Origin of the sequence: Fulvivirga lutimaris, assembly GCF_009711525.1 — a bacterium.
GTDB lineage: Bacteria > Bacteroidota > Bacteroidia > Cytophagales > Cyclobacteriaceae > Fulvivirga > Fulvivirga lutimaris.
Genome location: NZ_SMLV01000412.1, coordinates 17,379 through 37,899, shown reverse-complemented (window position 1 = coordinate 37,899; position 20,521 = coordinate 17,379). Strand labels below are relative to the sequence as shown.

Below are 20,521 nucleotides of genomic sequence, written 5' to 3'. Positions count from 1 at the left end.
TTCGGTAATTTCATAAAATCTATGTTTTTCAATTAATAGTGCTACCGGTTTAATTGCCTGTTTTGATGGTTGCGTTAACTTAATTTCGTTTGAGTCTATGCTACTATTGATACTTAACGAAGAGCTATCCTCAACAGAGTGTAAGGAAAGAACGAACCAAAATGTAGTTCCTTTATTTACTTCGGAAATAACACCAATATTACCATTGTGCGATTCAATTGCCATTTTGCAAAATGTTAGACCTAATCCCGTTGAACGTATTTTGCCTGAGTCTTTAGCACTGATTTGAACAAATTTATCAAATATTTTGTCTACTTGATCTTGAGGTATACCTTGGCCAGAATCACTGATTTCAACCCTGATTTGATCATCATTATCTTCGCTGACATTAATAAATATTACATCACCCGCTTTAGAATATTTAATTGCATTGGTTAAAAGATTAACAAAAACACGAATAATTAGCTTCTTATCAACATTGATATTGTATGCCTTCTCTATTTTGGCTTTAACAGATACGCCCTTTTCATTTAATAAAAATTCTGTATCGGCAATGGCACTTTGTATAATGTCATTTAAGGAAACTACTGATTTATCAGGTACCATTTTAGTATCCTCATATTTATGAACATCGAGAATATTGACTACCATATTTAATACCTGCTTACCGAACTCCTTCATGCGGTACACCTGCTCATTAATTGTATAAGAGTTAGATACATTGATAATTCCATTAAGTGGGTTTTTTAAATCATGAACGATCATTCCTGTTAACCCTTCTTTGAACTTATCCAGCTCCAAAAGTTTTTCATTTGTAACCCTAAGTTCCTCGGTACGCTCAGCTACTGTTTTCTCTAATTGTAGGTTTAGCTGTTTTAGACGCAGTGAATTCAAGCGAATAATAACATATATAATTCCTATGCCTATTATAGCATACACTACAAACGCCCACCATTCTAAATACCATGGAGGGAGAACTTTAAATTGATATTCAAATGTTTCGCTCCATTTGTTGGCTTTATTAATTGCTTTTACTTTAAAAGTATAATCCCCACCAGGTAGGTTTCTATATTCGGCATAGGTTTCTGCTGTAGAATTCCATTTGTCATCAAAACCATTAAGCATGTAATTATATGTCATACTTTTTGGGTCAGTCAAATCTATTGCTGAATAATGAAAAGTAAGATAGTTATTGTCATGGGAAAACACTGGGTTTAAAGGATATTCATAGAACCTTGCTATTGAATCAAAAGTCAACCCAAGATCAAAATTATATGCAATGCTGTCTGATATTACATGATAATTAACTTCACTACCATTTATATCTACTTTGTTAAGTTGGATTTGTGGTTCATTTTCTTGGATAACAAATTTATCTAGATCAAGTCGAGTTATTCCTTTGCCCATTCCCCACCAAAGAACCCCATTATCATCCTCATGCACTGAATTTTGCACAACATCTAACCCATTTAGCAGTCCATCAAGCTGGGTAAAATTAGCTAATGTTGTAATGGCTTTATTATCATCAATACTTAAACAAACTATACCTACTTCTGTACCTACCCATAACCTGCCCTTAGAGTCTTCTATTAATGATAAAATCGTGTTACCAGTAATTATGTCATTATCTGTGTATTCTTTAATAACTGCCCCATCTTTATCATCTGCTATTAATACAAGACCTCCGTCTGTACCAGCCCAAATATTTCCATGACCATCAGTCAATATGCAACGAACAACTTTGTGTGGTAATCCATCCTTTTCAGTATATAATGTCAAACGATCTTCTTCTATTTTGGCAACGCCATCAAATGTGCCAAACCACATATTCCCTTGCTTGTCCTCAGTTATACAAAGGGTTAAGTCCTTACTTAATCCATGATTTTCATTGAACGTTTTGAAGCTTTTACCATCATATTTAGAGACGCCTCTGAATGTACCAAACCAAATATCATGATTTTCACTTTCATATATTGAAAATACTCGATTGTCTGTAAAACCATTTTCTGTAGTATATCTAGTAAATTTCTTACCATCAAATACTACTAAACCATTCATGGTGCCCATCCAATAATTACCAGAATGATCTTGATGAATTGTACATACCGAATTTTCCTGTTCCACAAATTTTGAATATGTTTCAAATGTTTTGCCATTAAATCGGGTAACTCCCACTAAAAATGTAGTGAACCACATGTCTCCAGCATTGTCCTGATTAATACATAAAGGGACTGAAGAAAATAGACCTTGTTCAGAAGTAAGATGTGTAAATGAATTTGGCCTGAATTTGCACAATCCTCCGCCATATGTTGCTATCCAAAAATTGCCATTAAAATCTTGAGCAATATCAAATATAACATCATTGGTAAGTCCTGAATTTATATCGATAATTTCAATTTGTTCTCCATCAAACTTAATAAGGCCAGCACCATTCGAACCTAACCAAGTGATACCGTCTTCATCATGATGTATAGTTCGATATTCTATTTTTTTCAAATCAGTTTCTGATGAATATGAAACAATTTTATCGGGTTTATAAATATTAAACCCATCATTTGTACCTATCCAAATATCTTTGTTTGCATCAATAGATATTGAATAACACATATTGTTAGATAATCCATTTTCCGAAGTTATAGGTGTAAATGAAACACCATCAAATGAGCAAACACCTCCTCTCGTGGCTATCCAAATAGTTCCATTATCATCCTCCACAATATCTTGAATATCATTGCTAGGTAATCCTTCTTTTGTCGTGTATCTGGTTACATTTTCTCCATCATAATGCCAAAGCCCACCCAGGTAGGATCCAACCCAAATTGCCCCCTTCTTGTCTTCGTAAATAACCATTACGTTGCGCTCTGTAAAGCCTTGCTCTTCTTTAAAATAGGTAAACGTGTCTCCATCAAACATTATTAATCCACCAAGGGTGGTTCCAAACCACAAATTTCCTTTACTATCAATCATAATTTCCTTGACGCTATTACAGTCGAAACCCTGTTTAACTCCATATACATAGAAATTATTACCGTCATATCTTGCAAACTTGCCCTGATAGGTGCCAAACCAAACATTTTGTTTATCATCAAATACAATTGTTTGAATGTTAGAACTAGGCATATTCTGGTCAACATCTAAGTACTGAATATCGAAGGCGGTGTTATCCTTATGTCTGAATTCCAATGCTCTTTTAATCTCTGGAGCTTTCGCCTTTACTTTGACGGGAGCGTAAATTGTATCGTTTTCATACACAAGAAATCCTTCTTTAGGAACTTTATATGTCTTTGGAAATGAGAACCCGTTCTTACCGGGAGTATTTGATGTTAATTTTTCAAAATCAATAGGTGTTACTTTTGGCTGAATCTTAATGGGTGCCAGAGAGTAAGGGGTAATTTTAGGTGATTGGGCCAATACCGTGGTTGGTAATGACCATCCATTCTGCCCGGGAATATTGCTAGGTATTGTATCAATATCAAATCTAGTTACTTTCTGTGCATTTATATTTTCAAAAATTGCTAATAACAAAATGACGAGAATATACTTGACCTGTTGTATCATGAAGTGGCTGATTCTTATTATTACTCTTAAATTAGTAATTCTTCAAAAAATACTTTAGTTAAGACAAATAATTAGGAAAAGGATATTATTGATAGTTTGGCTAAATAACTTCCAGCCCATTTAGTAAATCACTTCGATAGGTCTTACCAATGGGTACCTCATGTTTACCAACATTAAGATAATTGAATGTAATTGTATCCACTTTTGTAACATTGACAATATACGAACGGTGGGTCTGGATAAAATGTCGTCCTTGAAGCTTCTCCTTAAGCACTTTTAGAGGAGCGTTGCTAATCTTTTTTTGACCTTGGAAATGAATATAGGTATATCTACCATCAGCCTCAACAAACTCAATATTGGGAATAAATACCCTATCAATATTGCTCCCATTCTTGACGAAAATATAGTTTTTCAATTCATCCAAATCACTCTTATTTACAGTATGATTAGAATCTATGCTCATTAAATCATTTCTTCTTTTAGCCTTGTAAATGGCAAGATCAACTACTGCTTGTAAATTATCAGTGTCAAATGGCTTCACGATATAACCAAATGGTTGTGCTTGAATGATCCTATTTATTGTCTCCTGATCATTAAGTGAGGTTAGAAAGAGGTAAGGTATTTCAAATTCTAATCTAAGGACTTGAGCTATTTGAACACCATCAAAATCTCCTCCCAAATTGATGTCGAGTATAACCAAATCAGGACATGATTTAACTATGCTACTTTTAACATTTTCAAGTGAATCAACACAACCTGTAACTTCATAGTCAAATTTTTGAAGTGTTGTTGCTAAGTGTTTAGCGGTAATTTTATTGTCTTCAACAATGAGAATTTTTCCTTTTTTCATAAATCTTCAATGACAGAATTCTAATCGATCAATTCTGTTCATTCTTATGCATCAATAAGTAGTCATTCAGTAAAAATAGTATGTCTAAACTAGATAATTATCATGGTATATCTTATTAAGTAAAGATACCAAACATAAGTTTAGAGTGCTTCATAGGTAAGGGCTATTTCGTTGATAACATGAATTTTGACAGTCATTACAGAATTAGGGCCATCCATTACATATCTAAAATAGTATGCCTTCCATAATCCTAATTTGGCCGTTGAAATAGATGAAATATTATCAACATTGATTTATCAATATGACCATTACTAGAAAATTACTCTTATTTATGCTTGGTGTTTTATCCTTTCAAAGGGTGGAAGCGCAATGTGAAATTAATGCTGCTTCCCAATATTGTGTATTATCATCACCTATAGAGATACAACCCTTTCCTCCGGGAGGTACACTGACGGGACCGGGGGTATCAGCCTTCACTGGATCAGGCTTCAACTTTAATCCCGGAGCATCTTCTGTAGGTACTGTAAGCCTTGATTATAGTTTCACTAAAAAATACTATGTAGATAAGTCGGGGCCCTTCGCACCTGAAGATATTTTATCATCAGGCACTGATGTAGTATTTGGCAATTACGATGATGGTGTATCCGGTGCTTTGCCAATTGGGTTTGATTTTGATTTTTATGGCAATACCTACAGCGATTTTTATCTGTCAACAAATGGCGTGCTACGGTTTGTCTCTGGTGCGGTAAATGCATTTAATGTCAACTTGGTATTGTCAGGACAGTCCACTTTCATGGCTCAAACAATTGCTTTTTTATGGGATGACTGGGATAATAGTCCTCCACAAGGAACAATGAAATATGAAACAATTGGTACTGCTCCAAATCGTATTCTTATTGTAGACTTCACGAATATAGCTCATTATAATAATGACCTAACCAAGCCTGCTAACATCCAGCTAAAACTGTTTGAAACTACAAACGTGATCGAAATTCATAGTACAAACTCTTATACTTCATCAGCAACACAAGGAATTAAAGGGGCAGATAATACGGAAGTGATCATCCCAACAGATGCTTACATTGACCCGGATTTTGGTTTTACTTACTATCAGGAACGCTACAATACTAGTTGGAGCTATGAAGGTTATGCCATAAATGATTTTGTTGCCTTTATTCCACATGAAGACTGTTCAACGTCAGTAGACATCGAAATTACTGCGCCACCAACAACATTTGCAGGCGATGATATTGCAGTTTGCTATGGTGAAGAGGTTACTCTATCGGGTCAGGGCGCTTCAAGTTACACCTGGAATAAAGGTGTTGAGGATGGTTTAGCGTTTGTGCCAACCGAAACTACAACCTATACGCTTACTGGAAGCGAAAACGGATGTGATGTTACAGACCAAGTAACAGTAACAGTAAATCCGCTTCCTGTGATAGATATTCAAGCTTCTTCTGTTTCGATATGTCCTGGAGAAGAGGTTGTTTTAGAAGTTGTAGGTGAGGACACTTATGAATGGGAGGGAGGTATTGTAAATGGAGTTGGTTTTATTCCAACAGAAACGGCTACTTACATAGTTGTTGCTACAACTGCCAATAACTGCATGGCGATTGATGAAATTACAGTTACTGTTAATCCTGAACCCGTAGTGACAGCATCATCAACCTCTACTGATATCAATGGCGGTGAGTCAGTTACACTTACTGGCAGTGGTGCAAATACTTATGAATGGGATAACGGGGCAGTAGATGGTGTATCAATAATTCCAATTGGTACCACTACCTATTCAGTAATTGGTTCCAACGAATTTGGTTGTACAGATACCGATGAGGTAACCGTAATTGTTAATCCCGTAGATCAGTCTATAACTTTTGGAGCATTAGCAGATATGCAATTTGGACAATCCTATACACTCGAAGCAGTTGCCTCCTCAGGTTTAGAGGTGGCATATACCTCATCAGACGAAACTGTGGCAACAATCAATGGAGACCAGGTAACCATTGTCGGAATTGGTCAATTTGAAATTACTGCATCTCAAATAGGCAATGGTAATTATTTAGAGGCTACCCCAATTGTAAATACCCTAAATGCTATTAAAGCTGACCAAGTCATACAGTTCAATCCAGAAAATGCCAAATCATTTGGTGATCCTGATTTCAACTTAACCGCTTCAGTTATTTCCAACCTGCCAATTACATTTACAAGCTCCAATGAATCAGTAATTCAAATTAACGGAAATACCGCTTCTATAATTGGAGCAGGCGAGACAACGATTACTGCATCGCAAAATGGAGACTCCTTTTATAATGCTGCGCCTAACTCCACTCAAACAGTGATTGTCAATAAAGCTTCTCAAACCATAAATTTTGAGGCATTACCAGAAAAAACATTCGGTGAGAGTGCTTTTGAACTTTCTTCAACTTCTGATGCAGGACTTGAAGTGTCATTTTTAAGTTCTGATGAATCAGTAGCAGTAATCTCAGGTACAACAGTGACAATTGTTGGAGCAGGAGTAACAACTATCACTGCATCCCAATCGGGTAATAATAATTTTGAATCAGCTACAGATGTTGAACATACACTTACTATACATAAGGCCAATCAAACTTTATCTTTCGATGCTATACCAGTTTTAGGTATAGGTGAAAACTACTCATTATCAGCTATGGCAAGCAGTGGTGAAATGGTTGATTTTAGTTCTTCTGATGAAACTGTGGCTACAATTACCAACAATGAACTAACCATTTTAAAATTTGGAGAAGTGATAATAACAGCGTCACAAAATGGGAATTCTAACTATAATCCTGCAGAAAATGTAGAACATTCTCTGCTTGTAAATACGATAACCGGTACTCTAGTGGATGCCAGTAGGAATACTATAAATGTGTTTCCAAACCCAGTAGTCGACCTTCTTAATGTTAATATTGATAATAGTAACATAGTATCAATAGTCATGCGCAATGCTGCTGGGATTGTGATCTTCCAAAAATCAGTAGATACAGACAATGGTAGTATCAAAATTGATATGACCAATTTTCAAAAGGGCCTTTATAGCCTTCAGCTAAAAGGATCAGAATATCAAAAAATAATTAGAATACTCAAATTATAACAACCATGTCGGTCCTACTTCAATCCTCGTTTGTCGTAGGGCTGGCACTTAATTTCAACAACTATGAAAATTTTCAAATTAACTATTTCAATCATTGGTATAGGCTTTATTATTTGGTTTCAGTCATGTAAACAAAATGAGGATCCATCAACTCAGGAAATTCTAACAAACAAAATTTCAACTAGTTGGACTGTAGGTAATAATGGATCAGTGATGTTAGATGATAATGATGTGACCAGTTATTTTTCAGATTTTAACCTTACAATTTTTTCTGATAATACATTTACCACAACTGGCAATATTTCTCCAAGCCCCTGGCCTTTAAATGGCACTTGGAACTATGTTAAGAGTAGTGATGGAGTTGTTGACCTTAATAAATTAGTACGCGATGATGGACTCATTATGACAATCGAACTTCAAAATGATTCTTCTCTTATTATTTCATTTATGCATGACGAAGCAATTCATAATACGAGTCGAATACAAGCAATTACTGGTGAATATGTTTTTAACTTATTAAAAAAATAAAATATGGATACGCTAAAGTTAACATTTCGGGATAGGGCACAAGTTATATTGAATCGTGACGAATATTTTTTTGCTGTAGCAAGCCTAAGTCTAATACTTTCCATTTGGAAAGGTTCGCCCGGCTATTTAATAGGTATAAGTGCAGTAATGATAATGCTTTGGGCCAACCGTTGGAATTGGATAATAATTGGTCTTAGAAAAGCTAAACTGATTTCTTCAATTGTAAAAGCATTCATTTACTCGATAGGTATTTTTATTCTTATTGATATAATAACGCAGCCAATTATTGAAGGGGTATTCGGCCAAGTCGATATCTCATCATTGAATGGGTTGCGTGGAAATTTCATAAGCTATGTGTTTTTTATTGTCTTTATGTGGATAGTGGCCGCATTTGGTGAAGAGTTCTTCTATCGTGGTTTTATAATGAAACGTTTATCTCAAATATTAGGTGATACAACCAAGACATGGCGAATAGGAGCTTTAATAAGTGCTGTATTTTTTGGTTTAGCACATATGTATCAAGGTCCATCAGGGATGATAACAACTGGAATGATCGGATTTATATTGGGTCTAATCTTCATGAAAGAAAGAACATTAATAGTACCAATCCTTGTACATGGTATTTATGACATGATTGGTATTACACTTATTTACCTTGGTAAGGACCGTATTTTCATTGATTGGATTACTAATCTTGTGGCATAAAGTAGTAAACCGTTTAATAGCCTATATGAAAATGCACAGAAGGCAGAACACGAATCTGATATTTGACTAAGGTGAGCCAATCAACATTACTGTTCATTCTGGTAACAAACCTTTATTGTTTGTACTTTATCAGCATGGAGAAAAAAGAATCCCATGCTAATAACTATTATGACAATAAATTGTAAACTAGGAAGATATTTCAGTTAATTAACTCTTATACCAACTGCTTATACTTCCCCTTACTCTTTCTCACCCTACACATCACCACTTTGTATTCCGGGCACATGGCTTCGCTGTCATGCACATCGCTGGTAATGTTATTGAGCATAATTTCAGGGAAGTGGAAAGTTGAGCTCATCACACCCGGTTTTACTTCATCAGTAACAAAGGCTTTAATATCTACTTTGCCTCTCGGTGATTCTACACAAACCATCTGGCCGTCTTCAATCATATTTTCTGCTGCATCTTTAGGGTTGATGAGCAACACATCTTCTGTAAGGATGTCCACATTACCTGTTCTACGTGTCATCGTACCGCAATTGTAATGCTCCAGCTCCCGGTTAGTAGTAATGATATAAGGATAATCCTTACCGTGCGTTTCTACTTCTGTAGATTCTTTGAAGTTTTGGAAAGTGAACTTGCCTAATCCTCGTTTGAACTCTTTGATATGCAGCATAGGAGTATCTTTGCCGCCTTCAAATACCGGCCACTGTAAGCCATTATCACCTAAATTATCCCAGGTAATGCCCATAAAGAAGGGTACGATCTGCGAAATCTCTTCCAACATTCCCTCTGGTGTGTAAGGCGGTTGAGGATAACCCATTCTATTCATTAAATCAACTATGATTTCACCATCTGGCTTGGTGCCTTCCAATGGCTCTACCACTTTCTTTACACGCTGCACCCTGCGTTCACCATTGGTAAACGTGCCATTCTTCTCAAGGAAGGAAGCACCCGGCAAGATTACGGTAGCATGCTTAGCAGTTTCTGTCATAAAGATTTCCTGCACAACCAAAAGCTCCAGACTATCCATGGCCTTCATTACCTTTTGTGTGTTAGGATCGGTTTGTACCACATCTTCACCTATCAGCCACAATGCTTTAAGATCGCCTTTGATGGCCGCATCAAACATTTCAGGAATTTTATAACCGATATGACTTGGAACCTTTGCATTATAGAAGGTATTGTATCGAGCATTGATCTCCGGATTGGTCACATCCAAATAACCGGCACCCTGATGTGGCTGCGCCCCCATATCCGCAGCACCCTGCACATTATTTTGTCCTCTAAGTGGGTTCATTCCGGCACCTCGCTTACCTACATTTCCGGTAATCATGGCCAAATCAGCAATCAACTGAACGGTAAATGTACCCTGGCTGTGCTCTGTAACACCCAGTCCATGGAATTCCATGGCAGCATTAGCATTAGCATACGCCAAACTCGCTTCTTTTACCAAGTCTTTATCTACACCTGTGATGGCTGCCAGCTCATCCATATCGAGTTTCAGAATTTCCTGTTTAAACTCTTCAAATCCTTCCGTTCTTTTTGCCACAAAGTCTTTATCCATCACATCTTCCGTGATGATGTAATACAGCATCATGTTCAATAGCGCGACATTCGTACCCGGACGAAGCTGTAAGTGGTATTTGGCATATTTTGCCAATTCAATCTTCCTAGGATCGATAACAATTCCTAACGTGCCCTTCATCAACTTCTGCTTGATTTTAGCACCTGTTACCGGGTGGGCATCTGTTGGGTTGGCACCAATCACGATAATACAATCGGTATAGTTTAGATCGTCAATAGAGTTGGTAGCAGCACCTGTACCAAAGGCACGCTGCATGCCCAAAGCAGTAGGAGAGTGGCATACTCTCGCACAGCAGTCAATATTATTTGTACCCACCACCGCACGCATAAACTTCTGCATGAGGTAATTTTCCTCATTAGGTGTACGCGCAGAAGATATTCCAGCTATCGAGTCCGGACCATGATCAGCGATAAGCTGTTTGAATTTGTCGGTGATAAAATCATAAGCTTCATCCCAGGTAGCTTCTTCGAACTTACCATTACGTTTGATCAATGGCGTTCTTAGTCTGTCAGGATGGTTGTAGAATTTAAATGCATATCGCCCTTTAAGGCAAGTATGACCACCATTGGCAGCAGCATCATAAGGTGCCTGAATGGATAATATCTCACCGTTTTTGGTAGAAACCTCCAGGTTACAACCCACACCGCAATAAGTACAAACGGTTCTGGTTTTGTCCGCTTTAGCTACTGACTTAGATTCAAATACATCACTTATGGCGGATGTTGGGCAGGCCTGCGCACAAGCACCACAACTTACACAGTCAGATTCTTTGAAAGACTGATCATTTCCTTTGATGATGTGGCTATCAAACCCACGGCCAGCCATGTTCAATACAAATTCACCCTGCACTTCATCACACGCACGCACACAACGATAGCAGTTGATGCACTTCGATAAATCGGAAGTCATGTAAGGGTGAGAAAGGTCTTTTTCTCGTTGGAGGTGTGTTTCACCTTCAGGGTAGCGCACATCTCTAATACCTACACTTGCAGCTACATCCTGCAATTCGCAGTTGCCATTTACCTCACAGGTGAGGCAGTCTAGTGGATGGTCTGTAAGTACGAGCTCTATAATGTTTTTTCTAAGCTTTTGGATATTAGGCGAGTCAGGGTAGAGGTACATCCCTTCCTGCATGGGGCTATGGCAGCTGGCCATGGCTTTTGTTTTACCATCCTTCTGCAATGCCACATCTACGCTGCACACCCTACAGCTGCCGAAAGGCTCCAGGTTAGGTGCATCGCATAAGGTGGGAACGGATTTCTCGCCTTGATGTCGTTTTAAGAATGAAAGCATTGTTTCACCTTCATGAATGGGATAAGCCTTGTCGTTGATGTATGCTACCTTACTCATATCCTATTTTTCAAAATGTTTATTCAATTCATCACCAAAATACTGCAGTGCATTTTTTGCCGGAAGTGGAATGCCACCACCATGTGCGCACAAGCTGCCCTGCTGTAGGGTAGATAATAAATCATCAAATAATTCTCTCGAGATTTTATAATCACTATCCGCTGACTTCTGTAACATTTCGTGGGCTCTTTTTGTGCCTAAGCGACATGGGAAGCACTTTCCACAGCTCTCAAATGAGGCGAACTCAAACAGATGCTCTAAATATTTAATCATAGGGAAGTCTTCCGGAATACTTACCACAGACGCATGACCTAACAAGAAGCCATTGATGGCAAAAGACTCAAAATCTACATTCAGGTCTTTGATTTTATCTACCGGTACAATGCCGCCTAATGGACCGCCAATATGTAATGCTTTAACAGGTTTTTTGAATCCACCCGCCATTTCGTGCACAACCTTAGATAAGGGTGTACCCATTTCTACTTCGTAGATGCCCGGGTTATTGAAGAAACTATCGCAGCAGATGAGCTTCGTTCCGGCCGATTTTTCGGTGCCCAATGCTTTATAGGCTTTGCCACCATTTTTAATAATGTAGTGCAGCGCGGCCAATGTTTCCACATTGTTTACCACGGTGGGTTTGTTGAACAAGCCTTGCGTGGTAGGGAAGGGCGGACGAGTACGCACTTCCGGGCGCTGCCCTTCTATAGAGTTGATTAATGCTGTTTCTTCCCCACAGATATAAGCACCCTGCGCACGGATAACTTTCAGATCAAAGCTAAAATCTTTACCTAATATATTCTCTCCTAAATAGCCATTCTCTCGCAGCTCATTGATGGCATTTTCTACAATGGTGACGGATTCAGGATATTCTCCACGGATATACACAATGCCCCAGGTTGCGCCTGTTACATAGCCCGCTATCATCATCCCAAATAGCACAGAATGAGGTCGTTCTTCCAGTAAATAGCGATCGGAATAAGCTCCGGGATCACCTTCATCGGCATTACAGATAATGAATTTAGTATCGTTTTCTTCTTTTTTGCAGCTCTCCAGCTTAAATCCCATAGGGAAGCCGGCACCACCACGACCACGAATGGACGAGGTTTTAATTTCTTCTAATATTGCTTCGCGTGATTTTGCTAATGCATCTTTTAAGAAAGCATAGTGTGCATCAAAGCCTTCGTATGGAGCCGTAAGCACAGGGTTGTCACTCACCACATTGTAGAAATCCTTTGCAGGTGCTTTTGTATTGATGATATTATCAATTTCTGATGCCGACTTAGCTGAGTAGTTGGTGCCATTATAATGGAACGCCCCATTTTCATGACAGCGACCCAGGCAGGTCATGTGGCCAATTTCATCGGCTTTAAATTTCTTTAACAACGCATCGTGAACTTCCTGTTGCGTGCCGGCACAAAGGCAAGCCGAACCATTACAGACATACACTTTCTTGCCCTTGTTTTCGGGCTTCATAAAATCATAGAAAGTGGTAGTGCCGTAGGTGGAGGATTTTCCGATGAGAAACTCCTTGGCCAGGGCATCAAGATCTGCTTTTTCTGGGGTGCCTGATTCAGAAGCCAGCTGCCCCATTTTCTCAAACAGGTTATCGACAACTCCTTTACGGCCAGATAATTCACTTAAATTTTTAGACATGCTGCAGTTTTAGTAGTGCAAACCTTTGAAATAACTTCAAAGGCGTATTTTGACTACTAAATTTACCAGCAACAACTGAGGAATGCAATTGGAAGAAGGGTTAATATTTTAGATATAGATGATTGGGGTTAAGTCATTAATGAGTGCCCTGATGGAAGATGTATGAATTTCAGAAACTTAGGAAGATATTAGCTTCTCAAGCGTTTCTTCTACCTGACTTATATCTCCTTTAAATATAATGTTTCCATTGGCATCGATAATTATTGTTGTGGGATAATAAGCTATACCAAAATCATTCATCAATTCTTCTGAACCTCTAACAACAGGAAAGGTGTAATTTTTTTTCTCAATAGCAGTGAATAACTGATCAGGCCCATCATTGTACATAGGTCTATTTACTGCATAAAAAACCACTTGATCATTTTCACTGTATTTCTCATGTATACGCTGCAATTCAGGAAACTTTACCCAGCAAGTAGGGCAGCTTACAAACCAAAAGTCCATTACAACAATTTTATTTTTTATGAAGTCATTGTTGATGACGTTATCACTCTTGTCCAGAACATTGAAAACAGGAGCTTCAATACCCTTTAATTGACCATCAACAGACCCAAAATAAATCTTGCTATGGATAATTCCAGCCAAACCTATGGTTAATGTCAACGGAATGATAGACAGAAACATAGGCAATTTAAAAGACCGTTTTTTGTGGATTATGTATCCTGACATAACAGCTAGCAGGAATGAAATAAAAAACGGGATAGTGTTCAGTGTGAAATTTAAGCTTGAGTTAATTGCTTTAGGATAAAAAATAACCGGCAATGAAACGATGATGATAGCTAATATACCATTTGGTGATAATATGTTTTTTGTTTTTGATAATGAGTAATGGGTAATTATTGTAATTAAGATAAAAACTACAATGTGATTTAGAGACTCGGGCACACCTAGCATGCCAATGCCGATTAGTATTGAGAAGGTAATGGCAATTGCTGAAGTAATAAATATTAAGAAATAGAGTAATACTTTTTTAACAAACCGTACCATATAGCTTTGACTTTAAATTTGAATTAGAAAATATTTTAATGATGTTTTATATCATTATCCTCTTGAATCAAATTTGGTAAGGTCTGGTAAGTTAAAATTGTAAAAATCGGAGGTTTTAGATTTTTGTTTGAGAAACTGAGAAGGAGTGATGCCTGAGAAGGATTTGAAGTCTTTTATAAAGTGGGCCTGATCGTAATAGCTATTTTCTAGCGCAACATCTGTAAGAGAGGTGTGTTGGTGCTGCATCATTTGCTTGGTAGCTCGTGTAAACCGAACGACTTTTTTGTAAAAACTAGGACTGAAGCCTGTATGAGTACTGAATAATTCTCTGAACCTTCTGGATGAAAGACAAACAGCATCGCTCAAATAATCCATGCTTGGCGCATCTGTTTTTTTAATAAGAGACAAGGCCAATTTCAATCTATCATCAAATAGTTCAGGATTTATTTTAGCTGAAAGAAATCGTTCTATGGTAGCAAATTTAGCTTTCAATGATTGGCAGGTATAAATTCGGTCTAACAATTCATCATTTTCACTGCGTGAGAAAAACACATCCAGGGTGAGGGAGGTGTTTTGCAACTCACTCATAGGAATTGCTTTTAAGCAATACAAACCAATGGGTTTGAATTGCAGGTTTATGAACTTAAGGGTTTTAGTTCTTTTTAATGCAACAGGATTAGTCCAGGAAGCGAATATCAACGATTGCCCTTTATTTTTATGATAGTGGACGGGGTCGTCATTTAAAGAAATGGTCATGTTACTGGAGCCATTTGGAAAAAGACCGAGCCAACCTTCGATGATGTCCTCAGGGCTCATCTCCACGTAGCCCATGCAATTGATTACTTGCTTTACGACTGGGTTTTTTGGAAAATAAACTGCCTGTTTCAATATTGCAATGACTTATGGTTCAATAAATTAGCCATTTTTGAATTAATATAAAAGCTGGATGCTTAGTGGAGGATTTTTCCAATCTATACTAACACTTCCGGCAACTGTGCTTACGGAAGAAGTACAAAATTAATTGACAGATTTCAACCAGTCTATTAACTTATCCCAATCGGAGAACTGCTCTACAATTATTGTAGCATCCTTATTCTTTTCAGCTTTGCTTTTCACGCCACCACCAGAAATTTTAGCAAAAACATCTTTTTCATCCAGGTATTGGGCATGATGTAGTTGTCCTCCCTTAAGGTGCTTTAGCATGGCAGGGAACATCACATTAGCTACATATTCTTGAGATTCTAGTGCGATAATACCGATCTTACGAATGTCAGCCACTAACTTATTTGTGTTTAACCCCTGAAAAGCCTTTGTCAATGCTTCATTAATTACTAGAAAATCAGCATGATTCTTTACATTTTTCAGGTATTCAAGAAACAGAGTGTCTAAATCCTTATCGTAGTAAACTTTTGCTGTCGCAGATTCGAAATATATTTGATGGTTATCCATAGGTGCTCCGTTGATATAATTGTAAAAATGTAATTCCTTTCCAATATACTAGTTAATCTAATATTTAAAGTATTACCAGTGTTTGATACTAGCTACAATATGAAGATCGTTAGGGAAGAAAAAGGTCGGATTTTTGACACATTATCCGTTATTCCGAACGCTTATAGTAAGTAATCAGACTTTCCATTACTACAGAAGTAAGTATCAGTAGTCCACCGATAATGGTGGTGAACTCCGGGTACTCTTTTAAAAATAGCATACCTATAATAATACCATAAACCGGCTGCAAGCTGCTGATAATACTTGCTGCAGTAACAGAGAAATTTTTGAAACTATAGATGAACCAGGTGTGACCAATAGCGGTGGTTAATAATGCAAGCAGCATGATTTCAGAAACATGCGTTGAAATATTGCTCATATCCATTAAAAAGTAACTGGGCGCTAAGACTATTGAAATTACTAAAAGCTGATAAAACATCAGAACAGAACCTTGATATTGGATTACCTTGGTTTTGGTCATCAGGTTTCTGAATGAATAGAATATGGCCGACAAAACGCCCAAAACAATGGCTTTGGAATAGTCATGTTCAAGGCTGAATGAAGGAATAATCAACAATATGCCAATGATCACCAATATGCCTAAAAGCAGATGAATGACTTGAAATTTAGTTTTCAGCACCAGCGGTTCTAAAAAGGTAGTGATCACCGGGTAAGTAAAAAGAGAGATCATACCAATGGCAACATTAGAGAGTTTTAAAGCATAGAAATAAGTGATCCAGTGGAGGCCCATCAAGAGGCCACTTAGAAATATGGTTCGAACATCGCCTTTATGAATTTCAAAGCTAAATCCTTTCCATTTGCAAAACAGGAAGATGAAGATACCTGCAATGACTGCCCTCAACCCTATGGTGACTGGCACCGGTAGATCAATATACTTACCCAATGCCCCGGAGGTACTAATAAATAGTACAGCAAAGTTGAGTTCTAATAGATGTTGGAGGCGTTTGTTAGTTGGCATGGTTTAAAGAACCAATGATATATGTTTTTATGCGATTTCAAAACCGCTATACTCATATGAAGCTCTGAGATATAATATTTCTCCTTTCTCATTTACTCTCTTCTTGTCTCAATCTACCTACGATTGGATATGAAAAGGCCAGAAATCTTCTCATTGAATCATTAAGAAAACTTCTGGCCTTGTGTTTTATATAGCTGTATTAATTAAATCTTCTGTGATTCAATCCAGCGGTCGACATGTTTTTCTAAGATTGACAATGGCATGGCACCCCCACCTATAACAGTGTCATGAAACGCCCTGATATCAAATTTATCACCAAGTGCTTCCTCCGCTTTGGCTCTTAGTTCTTGTATCTTTAGCATGCCTATTTTATAGCCTGTGGCCTGGCCCGGCATTACCATATACCTTCTTACCTCTGCTTTAATGGCGCCATCGGCTATAGAAGAATTTTCTTTAAAATACTTTATGCCGTCTTCTTCTGTCCAGCCTTTAGCATGTAATCCTGTATCCACTACCAGCCTTATGGCCCTCCATATTTCATTTACTAATCTGCCAAAATCATAATACGGATTTTTGTATCCACCCATCTCTTTGGCTACTACTTCAGAATACAAAGCCCAACCTTCTACATAGGCATTGTACTCACTTTGCCTTCTAAACTGTGGTACTGATTCTAATTCCTGAGCAATAGATATTTGCATATGGTGGCCTGGGTTACCCTCATGATAGGCTACACCCTCCATAGTTGATTTTGGCATACTGTTCATATCAGACAGGTGAACATAATAAGTTCCCGGTCTTGAGCCATCAGCTGTGCCCTGTCGGTAATGCTGTGGTGCGCCATCCTGCTCTCTAAAGGCCTCAACACGTTTTACCTCTAATTGTGCCTTTGGTAAGATGCCAAAAAAGTCAGGTAGCTTGGCTGAAATAGAATCTAAAAACATTTTGGAATCATCTAGATATGCCTGTCGACCCTCATCTGTATTGGGGTAGAAAAATTGTGGATCTGTATTCACAAATTCAAAAAACTCTTTTAGAGTGCCTTCAAAACCTACCTGATTTTTTATAGCCATCATTTCTTCCTGAATCCGAGCCACTTCTTTCAGACCTATCTCATGTATTTCCTCTGCTGTAAGATCGGTAGTGGTCATTTGTTTTAACTTGTAATTATAAAAATCCGCACCATTGGCATGTCTGCTAACACCAGTAGGGGCTTCTTCAGCATTAGCCATTTCCTTTTGAAACCATTGCAGCAAGTTGTCATAAGCTGGTTTAAAATGTTTGGTTAATGCCAGCTCTGCATTGGTTTTTAACATATTGGCTTCTTCAGTGCCTATTTCGTTTTTATTTTGTAAGGCATCTACTTTACCGGAAATATCATTCCATAATGGGGAATTTTTATCCGAATCATTAAAGGGGTAGCCGTCTAGCAACGCTTCCGTTTGTGTTATGGTTATTTCAAAAGAGAACTTTGGAGGAATAATGCCTTCTGCTGCCTGCTTTTTTGCACGTTCGGTTAATTGATTTATAGCACGACCTAACTCGGAAATTCTTGATGTATAATTTTTCATATCGGCCACACTATCAACCCTATGAAGATTAATAAGTAGGTTGGGCAGTTGTGTATGTACTGACCTCATTTGATCATAGATATAATCCATATTTCTAAAGGCCGAGCCTTCCTTTCTTAACTCATAACGATATACCCAAAGGTCATAAGAGAGCTTGTCATCTGCATTTAAGTTTTCATAATCAAATGTAGTTTTTAGCTCTTCTACAGTGGAGGCCATCCATGCAAGTTGCTTTTCCTCTGCCTCTTCGCTCATGTCATCCAGTTTGTCATATATATCTTTCCGGCCCAAAAAAGTGAGTGTAATTGGACTTTGCTGAAGCTCTTCTTCGTACTTTTCGTCAAGCCAGGCATTAATGGCTTCGCTCTGATCTACTACAGGTTTTTCTTTTTCAGCACAGCCAGAAATAAATACTAAAAACAGTATTGTTATTAATATTTGATTGATTTTTAGATGATGCATGTTTTTGGGTTTTATTAAAAGCGATATTTTTTTGAAATCAAGATAAGTAAATTTTAAGCCAAACATCAAATACTACTATTGATTTCGAAATTACTATACTCATAAGAAGCACGGAGATATAACACTTCTCCTTTTTCATTTACTCTCCAACTCTTTCTGAGCTTTGGAAAATGAAACCCTTCCACTTCTATTGTTTCTATATTGCGAACAAGAGAATAATGGTCTAAGTGTTTGACAGTATATCCGGTCATTAAATAAGACTCCTTATCAAAATACACCCACCAGGTATCTGAAGTGGTAAGATTGTCTTTTGATGATGAATTGTACACCGCTCGAAGAACATAAACTTCTTCTCCTGTATTTAATGTTTTAATGCCCTCATAGGTTAATTCCGGACCTTCATCAGCTAATTTGAAAGGCTGACTGATCACAAACAGAGCGCTTTGCATATTGTTGGTAAGCGACTCTTCATTGACCTGTTTGTTGAGTGTATCATTCACATATTCTTTGATCTGGCCTTGCTCAAATACGATTTGCTTTTTGTCATTCCCTTCTTTGCTGAGAATATTAATCTCCATATTTGGCAATAAGGTATAATCATGAAATTGTTGCGCTGCCATTTCCACTTCTCCTGACTCCAAATACAATTCATAGTTCTTGTTGTATTTCAAAATTTTTATTGCCTTCCACCTTTCTAAACCACCATTCTTCTCTAAGGCTTTTTCTAAAAAGGATTTGACTTCTGAAGAATTAATATGTGCTAATGAATTCTCGGAAGGCCGACTGCAGGAAATTGCAATAAGTAGTAATATAAGAAGTGAGAATGATTTAATACTTGTCATAGGACTAAAGATACTGAATTCATTATCACATGGATAATATGGCAAACAGGTGGAGGCGAAATCAATACATAATTTAGTTCCAGTAAGTGGATGGGGCTTGTTAGTTGATATGGGATATAAAGCCAAGGTAAGAAGCTTTTTTAAAGCTTAAACTCAGTCAAATTGTTATTAGCATCAAAAATATGAGGATAATGTTCTTTTAGCATTCTGACCATAAACTCTAAGGGTACATCCTCGAAATGCCCATAGTCATCTATATATTCCATGAACTTACTCCCTTCACTATTGTATTGCTGTAAAAAGGAATTGTTTTCCCCATCAAATTCTAGAGGTTCTACGTTGAATTTTTTACACAATGACGCATTAAATGCAGGTGACATTTTGAGCCATTTGTTGTTGAGAAAAACGTTAACCATTCCATGAGGAGATAACTCATTAGAACCAAATTTTTCTATTAACCTTTCGACAGCAATATGATTTTTAACTTTCCCTAAATGTAGCCTTGCTGGTATTCCCAGTGCACGAAGGCATGCAATTAACAGTATCGATTTTTCAACACAATTGCCTGTAGACTTTTTAGCGATAAAACTAGATCTATAATGCTCTTTTGAAAAACTTATGTTGTAGGGATCATACTTCCATTGATCACGTATTTTGGTATAAATATCGATAGCTTTTTCTTTATCCGAGATAGACTCATTTTTATAGTCAGATATCAGCTGTTGAATCGAAGTGTTTTCAAAGTCAAAATAAAAGGTGGGTTCTAAATATGGCATCTTCATCTACAA

General features: G+C 37.4%; 14 protein-coding genes. 3 read left to right on the top strand and 11 right to left on the bottom strand.

Going from position 1 to position 20,521, the window contains the following annotated elements; translation table 11 throughout:
* Together E1140_RS15435 and E1140_RS15430 are read right to left on the bottom strand one after the other, a co-directional pair.
* Nucleotides 1-3,558, bottom strand: a 3,558-nt coding sequence (locus E1140_RS15435) for a ligand-binding sensor domain-containing protein (protein WP_155185790.1), incomplete at its 3' end; no start/stop codon positions are given.
* A 100-nt stretch (nt 3,559-3,658) separates the two neighbouring features.
* A complete protein-coding gene (locus E1140_RS15430; protein WP_155185787.1) occupies nt 3,659-4,408 on the bottom strand; it encodes a LytR/AlgR family response regulator transcription factor in 750 nt (249 codons plus the stop codon).
* Nucleotides 4,409-4,709: 301 nt separating this feature from the next.
* Here E1140_RS15430 and E1140_RS15425 point away from each other — a divergent pair, with 301 nt between their 5' ends.
* The 3 genes from E1140_RS15425 (at nt 4,710) to E1140_RS15415 (ending at nt 8,753) form a co-directional block, all read left to right on the top strand.
* Entirely contained in the window at nt 4,710-7,520 is a 2,811-nt protein-coding gene (locus E1140_RS15425) for a T9SS type A sorting domain-containing protein (RefSeq protein ID WP_155185784.1), read from the top strand.
* 63 nt (nt 7,521-7,583) lie between these two features.
* The gene (locus E1140_RS15420) at nt 7,584-8,048 is read left to right on the top strand and encodes a hypothetical protein (protein WP_155185782.1); all 465 of its coding nucleotides are present in this window, start codon (nt 7,584-7,586) and stop codon (nt 8,046-8,048) included.
* Between the two features lie 3 nt (nt 8,049-8,051).
* Nucleotides 8,052-8,753, top strand: coding sequence for a CPBP family intramembrane glutamic endopeptidase (locus E1140_RS15415; protein ID WP_155185779.1), 702 nt, complete (start codon nt 8,052-8,054; stop codon nt 8,751-8,753).
* Nucleotides 8,754-8,967: 214 nt separating this feature from the next.
* Here E1140_RS15415 and fdhF read toward each other — a convergent pair whose 3' ends face one another.
* The 9 genes from fdhF to E1140_RS15370 all read right to left on the bottom strand — a co-directional run bounded on the left by fdhF (nt 8,968) and on the right by E1140_RS15370 (nt 20,509).
* Nucleotides 8,968-11,691: a formate dehydrogenase subunit alpha gene (gene fdhF / locus E1140_RS15410; RefSeq protein WP_155185776.1), complete on the bottom strand. Its 2,724-nt coding sequence runs from the start codon at nt 11,689-11,691 to the stop codon at nt 8,968-8,970.
* A 3-nt stretch (nt 11,692-11,694) separates the two neighbouring features.
* Nucleotides 11,695-13,344 (bottom strand): NADH-ubiquinone oxidoreductase-F iron-sulfur binding region domain-containing protein, encoded by a 1,650-nt coding sequence (locus E1140_RS15405; protein WP_155185773.1) that lies wholly within the window; start codon nt 13,342-13,344, stop codon nt 11,695-11,697.
* A gap of 177 nt (nt 13,345-13,521) precedes the next feature.
* Nucleotides 13,522-14,391 (bottom strand): TlpA family protein disulfide reductase, encoded by an 870-nt coding sequence (locus E1140_RS21690; protein ID WP_155185770.1) that lies wholly within the window; start codon nt 14,389-14,391, stop codon nt 13,522-13,524.
* 54 nt (nt 14,392-14,445) lie between these two features.
* The gene (locus tag E1140_RS15395) at nt 14,446-15,279 is read right to left on the bottom strand and encodes a helix-turn-helix domain-containing protein (protein WP_155185767.1); all 834 of its coding nucleotides are present in this window, start codon (nt 15,277-15,279) and stop codon (nt 14,446-14,448) included.
* A 129-nt stretch (nt 15,280-15,408) separates the two neighbouring features.
* Complete coding sequence (locus E1140_RS15390) at nt 15,409-15,840, bottom strand: hypothetical protein (RefSeq protein WP_155185764.1); 432 nt, start codon at nt 15,838-15,840, stop codon at nt 15,409-15,411.
* A gap of 148 nt (nt 15,841-15,988) precedes the next feature.
* Complete coding sequence (locus E1140_RS15385) at nt 15,989-16,858, bottom strand: DMT family transporter (protein WP_155185761.1); 870 nt, start codon at nt 16,856-16,858, stop codon at nt 15,989-15,991.
* Between the two features lie 203 nt (nt 16,859-17,061).
* A complete protein-coding gene (locus E1140_RS15380) occupies nt 17,062-18,891 on the bottom strand; it encodes a DUF885 domain-containing protein (protein ID WP_155185758.1) in 1,830 nt (609 codons plus the stop codon).
* A gap of 65 nt (nt 18,892-18,956) precedes the next feature.
* The gene (locus E1140_RS15375; protein WP_155185754.1) at nt 18,957-19,733 is read right to left on the bottom strand and encodes a hypothetical protein; all 777 of its coding nucleotides are present in this window, start codon (nt 19,731-19,733) and stop codon (nt 18,957-18,959) included.
* A gap of 140 nt (nt 19,734-19,873) precedes the next feature.
* Complete coding sequence (locus E1140_RS15370) at nt 19,874-20,509, bottom strand: transglutaminase-like domain-containing protein (RefSeq protein WP_155185752.1); 636 nt, start codon at nt 20,507-20,509, stop codon at nt 19,874-19,876.
* Between the last annotated feature and the right edge of the window lie 12 nt (nt 20,510-20,521).

Excerpts from the sequence above, each read along its gene's own strand:
- E1140_RS15430 (WP_155185787.1), bottom strand. The coding sequence starts at position 4,408 with ATGAAAAAAGGAAAAATTCTCATTGTTGAAGACAATAAAATTACCGCT.
- E1140_RS15425 (WP_155185784.1), top strand. The coding sequence starts at position 4,710 with ATGACCATTACTAGAAAATTACTCTTATTTATGCTTGGTGTTTTATCC.
- E1140_RS15420 (WP_155185782.1), top strand. The coding sequence starts at position 7,584 with ATGAAAATTTTCAAATTAACTATTTCAATCATTGGTATAGGCTTTATT.
- E1140_RS15415 (WP_155185779.1), top strand. The coding sequence starts at position 8,052 with ATGGATACGCTAAAGTTAACATTTCGGGATAGGGCACAAGTTATATTG.
- fdhF (WP_155185776.1), bottom strand. The coding sequence starts at position 11,691 with ATGAGTAAGGTAGCATACATCAACGACAAGGCTTATCCCATTCATGAA.
- E1140_RS15405 (WP_155185773.1), bottom strand. The coding sequence starts at position 13,344 with ATGTCTAAAAATTTAAGTGAATTATCTGGCCGTAAAGGAGTTGTCGAT.
- E1140_RS21690 (WP_155185770.1), bottom strand. The coding sequence starts at position 14,391 with ATGGTACGGTTTGTTAAAAAAGTATTACTCTATTTCTTAATATTTATT.
- E1140_RS15390 (WP_155185764.1), bottom strand. The coding sequence starts at position 15,840 with ATGGATAACCATCAAATATATTTCGAATCTGCGACAGCAAAAGTTTAC.
- E1140_RS15385 (WP_155185761.1), bottom strand. The coding sequence starts at position 16,858 with ATGCCAACTAACAAACGCCTCCAACATCTATTAGAACTCAACTTTGCT.
- E1140_RS15380 (WP_155185758.1), bottom strand. The coding sequence starts at position 18,891 with ATGCATCATCTAAAAATCAATCAAATATTAATAACAATACTGTTTTTA.
- E1140_RS15375 (WP_155185754.1), bottom strand. The coding sequence starts at position 19,733 with ATGACAAGTATTAAATCATTCTCACTTCTTATATTACTACTTATTGCA.
- E1140_RS15370 (WP_155185752.1), bottom strand. The coding sequence starts at position 20,509 with ATGCCATATTTAGAACCCACCTTTTATTTTGACTTTGAAAACACTTCG.